General features: G+C 68.6%; 1 protein-coding gene. It reads right to left on the bottom strand.

Going from position 1 to position 12,357, the window contains the following annotated elements; all coding sequences use genetic code 11:
- The coding region (locus AB0H00_RS31655; protein WP_357273561.1) for an amino acid adenylation domain-containing protein at nucleotides 1–12,357 on the bottom strand (12,357 nt) is incomplete at both ends.

Below are 12,357 nucleotides of genomic sequence, written 5' to 3'. Positions count from 1 at the left end.
CGACTGCGTTGTCGGACGCACCCGATCAGCAGGCAGATTCAGCTCATCGGGCAACCCCGCCAACGCGGCACGCCAATAATCGGCCTGCCGCGAGAACAGGCTCTCGGGGTCGGCTTCGGAGCCGAGCACGTCACGCTGCCACAGACTGAAGTCCGCGTACTGCACCGCCAACGGCGCCCACCCAGGCTCCACACCAGCCGAGCGAGCCGCGTAAGCCACCATCACATCACGAGTCAACGGACCCATCGACCAACCATCCGCGCTGATGTGATGCGCGACGAACACCAGGACATACTCGGTGCCGGCTCCCGCCGCGGCATCCTCGGTGACGCGGAACAGTTTGGCCCGCAATGGAACCTCGGCGGTCACGTCGAATCCAGCGGAAACCACCTCGACGATCCGCTGACGAATATCCTCGGCAGCGACCGTCTCCGGTGTCAGGTCCGGGACCGCCCGCTCCGCGGGCAGAATCACCTGATACGCCGCCCGCCCCTGTTCCGGATAGACCGTACGCAAGATCTCGTGCCTGGCGACCACATCACCAACAGCCTGCTGCAACGCGGCAACATCCAGATCACCGGACAAACTGATCGCCGCCGGGATGTTGTTGACCGATGAGGCCGCATCGAACTGGTTGAGGAACCACATCCGCTGCTGCGCCAGCGACAACGGAATCTGGGACGGCCGCGGACCAGCCACCAGCTCACGGCGGCGTCCGGCGCCCTGGTTCGGCGCTACCCGCGCGGCCAACGCGGCGACGGTCGGCGCCTCGAACAGCATCCGCACCGGGATCTCGGTGTCCAATGCGGCCCCGAGACGGGCGACTACCCGGGTGGCGATCAGCGAGTTGCCGCCCAGATCGAAGAAGTTGTCGTCGAGGCCGACGGCGCGCTCGCCGTCGGCGGCCGCCATGCCGAGCACCTCGGCGAAGGTGTTCGCGACAATCTCCTCGATCGTCGTGGACGGTGCGCGGAATGCCCGTGCCTCATAGGTATGTTCGGGGAGCGCGCGCCGATCCAGCTTGCCGTTGGGGCTCAGCGGCATGGCATCGATCACTACGATCGCGGCGGGCACCATGTACGACGGCAGCTGCGCGGACAGGTACGCCCGCAACTGCTCGACGTCCACTGTCGCGTCCGCTGTCGGCACCACGTAGCCGACCAGCTGGTCACCGGTGCGCGCATTGGAGCGCACCAGCGCGACCGCCTGCGCGACCGCATCGTGTGCGGTGAGTGCGGTTTCGATGTCCCCGAGCTCGATACGCAGGCCGCGCAGCTTCACCTGGAAGTCGGTCCGCCCCAAGTACTCCAGCTCACCGTTCGCCGTCCAGGTGACCAGGTCACCCGTGCGATACATCCGCGCTCCGCCTTCGCCCCCGGACCCGATCCCCGCGAACGGGTTCGCCACGAACCGATCCGCCGTCAGGTCAGCCCGCGCCACATAACCGCGCGCCAACTGGGCGCCCGCCAGGTACAGCTCACCCGCGACACCCACCGGAACCGGACGCAACCGCGCATCCAATACGTACACCTGTGTGTTGAACACCGGAGAACCGATCGGCACCGACACCGTATCGGTCTCTGTCACCTCGTGATAGGTGACGTCGACCGCCGCCTCGGTCGGGCCGTACAGGTTGTGCAACCACGCCGGGGTCATCGCCAGCAGCCGCTGTGCGGTCACGGCGGGCAGCGCTTCACCCGAGGCGAAGACATTGCGCAGACTGGTGCACTCGCGCACCCGATCGTCTGCTACGAATACCGACAGCATCGACGGCACGAAGTGCACCGTTGTGACCTGCTCTTCGACGATCACCTGCGCGAGGTAGGCCGGATCGCGATGCCCGTCCGGCTTCGCCACCACCAACCGCGCGCCGACCTGCATCGGCCAGAAGAACTCCCACACCGACACGTCGAACGTCGCCGGGGTCTTCTGCAGCACCACATCGAAGGGGCCGAGACCGTATTCGGTTTGCATCCAGACCAGGCGGTTCACGATCGCGGCATGGCTGACGGCCACACCCTTCGGCCGTCCCGTCGACCCCGACGTGAAGATCACGTACGCGGTATTCGACGGCCGCAGCGGCATGATCCGCTCGACATCGGTCACCGGATCATCCGAATACGCGGACAGATCCAGTTGATCTATCTCGATCACGGTGGTGTCCGTGTCGACGTCGAAACCGTCGCGCGAGGTGGTGAGCGCACACACCGGGTCAGCGGTGTCGAGCACGTGCCGCACGCGTTCGGCCGGATGATCGGGATCGAGGGGTACATAGGCAGCGCCCGCCTCCACCACCGCATATATGCCGACCACCAGATCGATCGACCGACGCATACCCAGCGCGACCATCGTCTCCGGGCCCACACCCAGCGCGATCAGGTGCCGGGCCAGCCGCCGCACCCGCGCGGCGAACTCGGAATACGTCAGCGTCGCGTAGCGACTCGATGAGGGGTGGTGGTCGGGCGACGGGTGGGCAAGACTCGTCCCCTCGAACGTCAGCGCCGCCGCTTCCGGCGTGCTCGCGGCCTGCTCGGCGAACATCGACACGAGCGTCGCGCCGGTGTCCACGATCTGCGTGGTGTCGTTCCATCCGCGCAGCGCCTGCTCGGTCTCCCGTTCATCCAGCAGCGCGATGTCGCCGACAGCCCGATCCGGTTCGGCGGCAACGGCCTTCAGCAGCCTGTCGAACCGGCGACCGAACGTCGCCATCGTGTCCTGATCGAACAGGTCGGTGGCGTAGATCAGCTCGGCGGTGATACCGGTCCGGGCCGCACCGGTGCCGTTGGTCGCGCCGACGCGCTCCGAGAGCACCAGCTGCAGGTCGAACTTGGCGACGTCGGTGGGCAGGTCCACCGCGCTGACCGTCAAACCGGGCAGTTCGAGGCTGTTGTGGCCAGTGTTCTGGAACGACAGCATCACCTGGAACAGCGGATGCCGCGCCTGCGAACGCGGTGGATTGAGAATCTCCACCAGCCGCTCGAACGGCAGGTCCGCGTGCCCGAACGCCGCGATATCGCTGACCCGCACTGCGCGCAGCAGATCGGTGAACGTCGCGGCGCCATCGATCGGCGTCCGCAGCACGAGAGTGTTGACGAACATGCCGATCAGGTCGTCGAGCGCGCGCTCGCCACGGCCTGCGACCGGGGTACCGATGGCGATGTCGTCCTCGCCGGACAAACGAGACAAGAGGACAGCAAGCGCGGCGTGCGCGACCATGAACAGCGTCACACCCCTGGTGCGCGCGAGTTCGGTGAGACTGCCGTGGGTTTCGGCGTCGATCTCGAAGGTGTGCGTAGCACCGCGGCCAGAGGCCACCGCGGGACGCGGGCGGTCAGCAGGCAGGTCCAGCTGCTCGGGCAACCCGCGCAGCGCGTCCGACCAGAACGCGATCTGCGCGGAGATCACCGAATTCGGATCGTTCTCGGCGCCGAGCACCTTGCGCTGCCATAGCGCGAAGTCCGCGTACTGGACCTCCAGCGGCCGCCACGCGGGCTCGCCGCCCTCGACGCGGGCGCCATAGGCGGTCATCACGTCGCGGGTGAGCGGGCCCATGGAGAACCCGTCGGCCGAGATGTGGTGCACCACCATCGCGAGCACATGCTCGGTCGGGCTGATCTCGAACAGCCGTGCACGGAACGGCACCTCGACGGTCACGTCGAACGCGGTCAGCACGAACTCCGAAAGACGCTCGGGCAGTGCGGCTTCGGTGACCTCGATCGGCGTGAGGTCGGGAATGACCTTGCCGGTGGGTACGGTCTGCTGGTGGGCGGTGCCGTCTATATCTGGGTAGAACGTGCGCAGCGACTCATGCCTGGCCAGCACATCGGCGACCGAGATCTGCAGCGCCTGCCGGTCGAGTAGACCGGACAGCCGCACCGCGGCCGGGATGTTGTCGACGGCCGACTCGGGGTCGAAGCGGTTCAGGAACCACATGCGCTGCTGGGCCAGCGACAGCGGGACCAGCTCGGGCCGCGGCTGTGGCGTCAGAGCCACCCGCGCGCCCGTACCCGCACTGGTCTCCGCGCGTGCCGCGAGCGCGACCACGGTGGAGGCCTCGAAAAGCTCACGGACGCCGAGATCGGTGTCCAGCGCGGTGGAGAGCCGAGCCGCGACCTGGGTGGCGCTGAGCGAGTTGCCGCCGAGCGCGAAGAAGTCGTCGTCCAGGCCGACCCGTTCCAGGCCGAGCACGTCGGCGAAGGTGGTGGCGACGATCTCCTCGACCGGCGTGGTCGGGGCGCGGAACACCGCCGCCTCGAACACCGGAGCGGGCAGCGCCTTACGGTCCAGCTTGCCGGAGGCGTTGAGCGGGAATTCGTCGAGCACGATCACCAGTGATGGCACCATGTACGCGGGCAGCTGCAGCGCCAGGTCCTCACGGACGAGATCGGTGTCCAGCGGGGCGTCCTGCGCCGCGATGACGTACGCGACGAGCTGGTCACCGGTGTGCGCGTCGGAGCGTGCCACCACGACCGCCTGCGCGATCTCGTCCAGTCCGGCCAGCGCCGACTCGATCTCGCCGAGCTCGATGCGCAGACCACGCAGCTTCACCTGGAAGTCGGTGCGGCCCAGATACACAAGTTCACCGGCTGTGCCTGATTCGGCGCTCGCGCCGGTGGTCCAGGCCACCAGGTCGCCGGTACGGTACATCCGCGATCCGGGCTCCCCGTAGGGGTTGGCGACGAACCGGTCACCGGTCAGGTCCGGCCTCGCGACGTAACCGCGCGCAAGCTGGGCGCCCGCCAGATACAGCTCACCCGCGACACCCACCGGCACCGGGCGCAACCGTGAATCCAGCACGTACACCTGCGTGTTGAACACCGGAGCTCCGATGGGGACCGTCTCGACGTCCGCGTCCACCACCTCGTGGAACGTGACGTCGACCGCCGCCTCGGTCGGGCCGTACAGGTTGTGCAACGCCGCACCGGTCAGCTCGCGCAGACGATGTGCAGGCTTCGGCGGCAACGCCTCACCGGAGGCGAACACCAGCCGCAGCGCGTCATACCGCGCCGCGGCCGCGTCGGACGCGGTGGGAGCGACGGACCCGGATGCGGCGGCCTCCGTAACCGCGGAGGGTTCGGCGGACGCCGCCAACGAACTCACGAACACGGCGAGCATGGATGGCACGAAGTGCGTGACGCTCACCCGCTCCGCGCTGATGATCTCGGCGAGGTAGGCCGGGTCGCGATGCCCGTCCGGCTTCGCGACCACCAGCCGTGCACCGATCTGCAAGGGCCAGAAGAACTCCCACACCGACACGTCGAACGTCGCGGGCGTCTTCTGCAACACCACGTCGTCCGCGGACAGCTGGTAGGCGGTCTGCATCCAGACCAGACGGTTGACGATGGCCGCGTGCGAGACCGCGACGCCCTTCGGTCGACCGGTCGAGCCCGACGTGAAGATCACGTACGCGGTGTTCGACGGACGCAGTGGCGCCCGGCGCTCCGCGTCGGTGACCGTCGCCTCGGACAGCCCGCTCAGATCGAGCAGGTCGATCCGCACCTGCGCGGTGTCGCTCTCCAGATCACTGCCGGAGGTCAGCACGCACACCGGATCGGCCGTGCCGAGAATGTATTCCGTGCGCTCGGCCGGATGATCCGGATCGAGCGGTACGTACGCGCCGCCCGCTACCGCCACGGCGTACATGCCGACGACCAGATCGATCGACCGCCGCATACCCAACGCCACATACGATTCCGCACCGACTCCGCGCGCGATCAGCCAGCGTGCCAGCTGGTTCACCCGGCCGGCGAATTCGCCATAGGCCAGACTTGTCCCCTCGAACGTGACCGCGGGCGCTTCGGGTGTGCGCTCGACCTGGGCGTAGAACATCGAGGCCAGGGTCAGGGCCGTGGAGCTCGAGGAACGGCCCAGCAATTCAGCCGGATCGACCTCATATCCCGTGTCATTCCAGCCGGACACCACCAGCTCACGCTCGGCGGAGTCGAGTAGCTCGATGTCACCGACGGCAACGTCGGGTTCGGTGACGATCGCGGTGAGCACCCGGATCAGGCGGTCGGCGATGCGGCGCACCGTCTGCTCGTCGAACAGGTCGCGCAGGTAGCCCGCGCGTACCCGCAGGCGTGAATCCAGCTGCGCGATCAGCGTCAGCGGGTAATGCGTGGCGTCGGCCGCGTCCAGTCCGACCACCGCCATGCCGTCGATGTCCGCGGCCTGCGCCTGCAGGCCCTCGGCATCGACCGGGTAGGACTCGAACACCACGAGCGTGTCGAACAGGCCGCCGATGCCTGCGCCTGCCTGGATGTCCGCGAGGCCGACGTAGTGGTGGTCGAGCAGGTCGGCCTGCTCGCCCTGGGTCCTGGTCAGCAGCTCCCGCACGGATTCCGACGGATCGAAACGCACCCGCACCGGCACGGTGTTGATGAACAGACCGACCATCGCTTCCACGCCGGGCAGCTGCGCGGGACGCCCGGAGACGGTGGCGCCGAACAGCACGTCGTCACGGCTGGTCATCCGGCCGAGCAGAATGCCCCATGCCGTCTGCAGCACGGTGTTCGGCGTGATGCCGAGCGACCCGGCCAGCGCGGTCAGCCGCGCGGTCGCGCTCTCGTCCAGGTCGAAGAAGTACTCGCCGGACAAGGAGGTGATCTCGCGAACGGCATCCGGACGGGCCAGCAGCGTCGGCTCATCGACACCGCGCAGCGCGTTCGCCCACGCCGCCAGCGATGCCGAATGATCTTGCTGCCGGGTCCATTCCAGGAAGTGCCGGTAGGAACGGACCGCGGGCAGCGCCGAGCTACCTTCCCCGAACCCAGCCGCGTTCACTCCCCCTAGCCCACCCGAGGTGTCCGCGTGCACCGCGTAGAGCACCAGCAGGTCCCGCATGAGCAGCGGCATGGACCAGCCGTCGAGCAGGATGTGGTGGTTGGACACCACGAACTGCCAGCGGGCCCCTTCTTTTGCCGAAGAGTCTGCCACCTGGATCAACGTGAAGCGGATCAGCGGTGGCGCGGTCAGGTCGAAACGCCGCATGCGGTCGGCGGCGATCAGGTCGTCGCCGTCGCCGTGGGCGATCCGGTCGTGCTCGGCCCACTCGACGCGAACGCTGTCGAGCACGATCTGCACCGGGTTGCCGTCCTTGTCGGTGACGAACGCGGTGCGCAAGTTCTCGTAGCGGTCCACCAAAGCCTGTGCGGCCGAACGCAACCGGGCAGCATCCACTCTTCCGGTGAGCGTCAGCACCGTCTGGGCGGTGTACACATCCACCGAGCTCGCGGCGAGACGGGCATGGAAGAGCAGACCCGCCTGCAGTGCCGAGAGCGGCCACACGTCGGCCAGCGCGGGGAAACGCTCTTCCCAGCCGTCGATGTCGCGCTGCGTTATCCCCCGCCCCGATCCACTGCGTACGAGCGCGAAGTCCGACGGGGTGTGCCCACCTGCGCCAGGCGAATTGGCATGTGTGGCAACCGCTTCCAACGCGACGGTCCACAGCTCACCGAATTCGCGCACGTCTGTGGCGGTCAGCAGAGTCGAGGGGTAGCCGATGTGCGCGGTCAGCTTGTCGCCGACCACGATCGCGTTCACGTCCAGCGGCGCGATCGCGGGCATGTCTGCGTCGTAGCCGTTGTCCAGCTCGCCGAGTTCCAGCGCGGGAATCCAGCCGAAGCCGCGCAGCGACTTCGGCACGTCGCTCTCCGAGACGCGGCCGAGGTAGTTGAAGCTCACCTGGCCGGGCAGTTCGCGCGGCAGCTCGGGCGCGGTCTCGGCGTTCAAGTAGCGCAGCAGACCATAGCCGAGACCCTTGTCCGGCACCGCGAGCAGCTGCTCCTTGACCGCCTTGACCGCCTTGCCGAGCGCGGGGCCGCCCGCCAACGCGGCATCGATGTCGATGCCGGACAGGTCGAAGCGGACCGGGAAGATCGCGGTGAACCAGCCCACGGTGCGCGACAGGTCCGCACCGGGCACGACGTCCTCTTCGCGGCCGTGGCCCTCCAGGCGGATCAGCAGCGAATCGTCACCGCGGGTACCCGCCCGGCGCTCCCGCCATTTCGCGGTCGCCAGCGCGAGCGCAGTGAGCAGACCGTCGTTCACGCCGCCATGGAACAGCGCGGGAACCGTGGTGAGCAAGGCCTTCGTGACCTCGGCGGACACCTCGACCCGAAGCTTCTCGATAACGCCGGAGGTGTCGACCGCCGGGTCCATCGGACGCTCGGTCAGCAGCGGATCTGCCGCGCCGACCACCGAACGCCAGTAGTCGAGCTCGGCCACCCGCTCGGTGCTGTGCGCCGCGCGTTCCAGCGCGTGCGCCCAGGCGCGCATCGACGTGGCCGGTGCGACCAGTTCGGGCGCCTGGCCCGCGGTGCGCTGGCCCCATGCCGTGACGAAGTCCGGCACCAGAATGCGCCACGAGACGCCGTCCACCACGAGATGGTGCGCGACGACGATCAGTCGTCCGGCGCGGTCGGCGGAGGAGGGGTCGAGCCAGACGAACCGGATCACCACACCCGCAGCCGGGTCGAGCCGGTCCAGCGACGCATCCAGTGCGGCCGAGGCGATCTCGACCAGCTCGGTGTCCGCGATGCCCGCGTCGAACTCGGTACGGTCGATCAGCGTGTCCACCTCGACCGTGCCTGGTGCGGCGGTTTCGACGACCCAGTCGCCGCCGTCGCGGTACAGGCTCGCCCGCAACATGTCGTGCCGGTCGATGACCGCGCCGACCGTCGCGGCGATGCCCGCGCGGTCGATGCCGGCCGGTAGTTCCAGCGCGAAGGTCTGGTTGTACCGACGGAACGCACCGCGGCGCTCCGCCATGAACCGCACCACCGGCGTCAACGGCATCGTGCCGACCCCGCCACCGGGCAGTTCGGCGAGCGTCGCGGCCGAAGTCTCGGCCGCCTCGGCAGTTTCGGCGACCGCGGCCAAGCCCGCGACCGTGCGCTGCTCGAAGACGTCCCGCGGCGTGAACACTACGCCGCGCGCCTTGGCACGCGAGACCAGCTGGATGGAGACGATGCTGTCGCCGCCGAGCGCGAAGAACGAGTCATCGAGGCCGACCCGCTCCAGGCCGAGCACTTCGGCGAACACCTCCGCTACGGTCTCCTGCACCGGGTTGACCGGTGCGCGGAACGAACGAGTCTGTGCCGCGGGCGCGGGCAGCGCACGGCGGTCCAGCTTTCCGTTGACCGTCAGCGGGATCCATTCCAGCCGCACCATGGCCGAGGGCACCATGTAGGACGGCAGCTCCTCGGCGGCGCCGTCGCGGACCTCGTCGAGCACCGGCTCTACGCCGGGTTCTGCGACCACGTAGGCCACGATCCGCTGAACACCGGGTTGGTCCTCACGCACGATGACCGCGGCCTGGGCGACACCGGGCTGAGCGAGGATCGCCGACTCGATCTCGCCGAGCTCGATGCGGAAACCACGCACCTTGACCTGGTCGTCGGCACGACCCAGGTACTCCAGCTCGCCGAAACGGTTCCAGCGCGCGAGATCGCCGGAGCGGTAGAGCCGCGAGCCCGCCACGGCCGTCAACGGGTCGGCCACGAAGCGGGTAGCCGACAGATCGGGGCGGCCCAGGTAGCCGCGGGCCAATTGTGGTCCAGCCACGTATATTTCGCCCGCGACGCCGACCGGGACCGGCCGCAGCCTGCTGTCCAGCACGTACACCCGCAGACCGGCGATGGCGCGGCCGACCACGCTGCCTGAGGCGGCCGCGATGGTCGCGGCGTCCAGCGCACGATAGGACACGTGCACCGTGGTCTCCGTGATGCCGTACATATTGACCAGCACCGGCGCCTCAGCCGCGGAGCGTGCGGAGCGGCCGACGGATCCGGCACCGTGGCGCGCGACCCAATCCGACAGCCTGCGCAGCTCCAGGGCCTCGCCGCCGAACACCACGTAGCGCAGCGCCAGCGGCGCGGCGTCGGGCGCGGCATTCCGGTCCGCCTCCGCCAACTGGTAGAACGCGGATGGGGTCTGGTTGAGCACCGTGACCTGTTCGACGCGCAGCAGTTCCAAAAAGTTCTCAGGCGAGCGGGAAGTGTAGTAGTCGACCACCACCAGGGTGCCGCCGAACAGTAGTGGACCCCACAGCTCCCACACCGAGAAGTCGAAGGCGTAGCTGTGGAACAGCGTCCACACATCGTCGGGTCCGAATCCGAAGTCACGGTCGGTGTTCGCGAACAGCCGCACCACGTTCCGGTGCGCGACCGCGACGCCCTTCGGGCGGCCGGTCGAGCCGGAGGTGTAGATCACGTACGCGACATGGTCCGGCATGAGTGCGGCGCGCCGGTCGGCGTCCGTGATCGGCGCGTCCTCGGCGTCCTCGACGTTGCCGGTTTCCACCGCGAAGCCATCCAGCACGACGGTAGGCAGGTGCGCCGGAACGGTCACGGTCACCTGGACCGTGGAATCAAGGATCACGCTGGTCGGCTGGGAATCCGCGAGCACATAGGCGATGCGGTCGGCCGGGTAGGTCGGATCGACCGGCACGTATCCGGCGCCGGTCTTCACCACGGCCAGCAGCGCGACCACCAGGTCCAGCGAGCGCGGCAGGATCACCGCGACCAGCGACTCCGGTCCGGCACCGTCCTTGATCAGCCTGCGCGCCAGGACATTCGCGCGCTGGTCCAACTCGGCGTAGGTCAGTTCCTCCACACCGAACCGGGCCGCGATACGGTCCGGGTACGAGACGGCCGCCGCGTCGAACAGTGCCACCAGCGTGGTGTCCCGATCGGCGAACATACCCGTGTCGACCTCGACGGCGCCGGAGGACACCCAGCGCTGCGAGACGTCCAGGCGCTCGGTTTCGCCGAGCAGATCGATGTCGCCGATAGCGATCTCCGGATCGTCGGCGACGCCGCGCAGGATCCGCACGAAACGGTCGGCGAAGCAGGCCACCGTTTCCGCGTCGAACAGTTCGGTGGCGTAGTTCCACGACAATGACAGCCCACCGTCGGTGGTCTCGCCGACAGTCAGCTGGACGTCGAACTTGGCTGTGCCCGAGTCGAATTCGACGACTTCGAGGTCCAGGCCAGGCATCGCGACGGTGCCGATGTCGGACGCCGAGGTGGCCTCGAAGGTCAGCGCGACCTGGAACAGCGGATGATGTGCCTGCGAGCGTGTCGGGCTGATCACGTCCACCAGCCGCTCGAACGGCACGTCGGCGTTGGCGAAAGCGGCGAGGTCGGTGCGACGCACCTGGTCCAGCAGCGCGCCGAAGGGGGCGGCGGGGTCGACCTCGCTGCGCAGCACCAGCGTGTTGACGAACATACCGACGACGTCGTCGAGCGCGCGTTCGCCACGGCCGGCGATCGGCGTGCCGATCGCGATGTCGGTGCTGTTGGACAGCCTGCCCGCCCAGGCGGCGAGCGCGGCGTGCACGACCATGAACAGCGTCACACCGCGTGCGCGGGCAAGCTCGGCCAGCGCGCCGTGCAATGCGGCGTCGACCGAGAAGTTGTGTGTGCCACCGGCATTGGAGGCGACCATCGGGCGGGGGCGGTCGGCGGGCAGCTCGATCTGGTCGGGCAGGTCGCGCAGCTGCTCGGTCCAGTACCCGATCTGCTGTGCCGCGACCGATTCCGCGTCGTCCTCGGCGCCGAGCACGTCGCGCTGCCACAGCGCGTAGTCGGCGTACTGCACCTCGAGCGGGGTCCACGAGGGAACCTCGCCGCGGGTGCGCTCGGTGTAGGCGAGCACCACATCGCGCAGCAGCGGACGCAGCGAGAAGCCGTCCGCGCTGATGTGGTGCATGACCAGCACCACGACGTGGTCGGTCTGCGAGACCGCGAGCAGGTTAGCCCGGAACGGGATCTCGCCGGTCACGTCGAAGTGGACACTCGCGAGCTCGACGATCCGCGCGAGCAGCGCGTCGGCGGCGACCGGTTCGGTGACCAGCTCGACCGCCGCCGCGGCGGGCAGGACACGCTGGTAGCCGGTGCCCTCCACCTCGGGGTAGACGCTGCGCAGCGCCTCGTGCCGCGCGAGCACGTCGCCGATCGCCGCGCTGAGCGCGGCCACATCGAGGTCACCGGTCAGCCGTATGGCGACCGGGATGTTGTTCACCGCGGTGCGGTTGTCGAACCGGTTGAGGAACCACATCCGCTGCTGGGCGAATGACAGCGGCACCAGCTCGGGGCGCTCCTGCGGAACCAGTGGCGCTCGCCCGCCCTGCCCCACGGCAGATTCCACCTTCGCCGCCAGCGCGACGACGGTGGCGGCCTCGAACAGCGCGCGCACCGGTACCTGGGTGTCCAGCGCCTCGCCGAGCCTGGCCGCGACCTGGGTCGCGATCAGCGAGTTTCCGCCGAGTTCGAAGAAGTCGTCATCCAGGCCGACGCGTTCGACACCCAGTACCTCGGCGAAGGTTTCGGCCACGATCTCTTGTACCGGGGTGGC

The organism is Nocardia sp. NPDC023852 (assembly GCF_040639505.1).
Classification (GTDB): Bacteria; Actinomycetota; Actinomycetes; order Mycobacteriales; family Mycobacteriaceae; genus Nocardia.
Note: the sequence above shows the minus strand (reverse complement) of the source record. Positions and strands in the feature narration are given on the sequence as shown.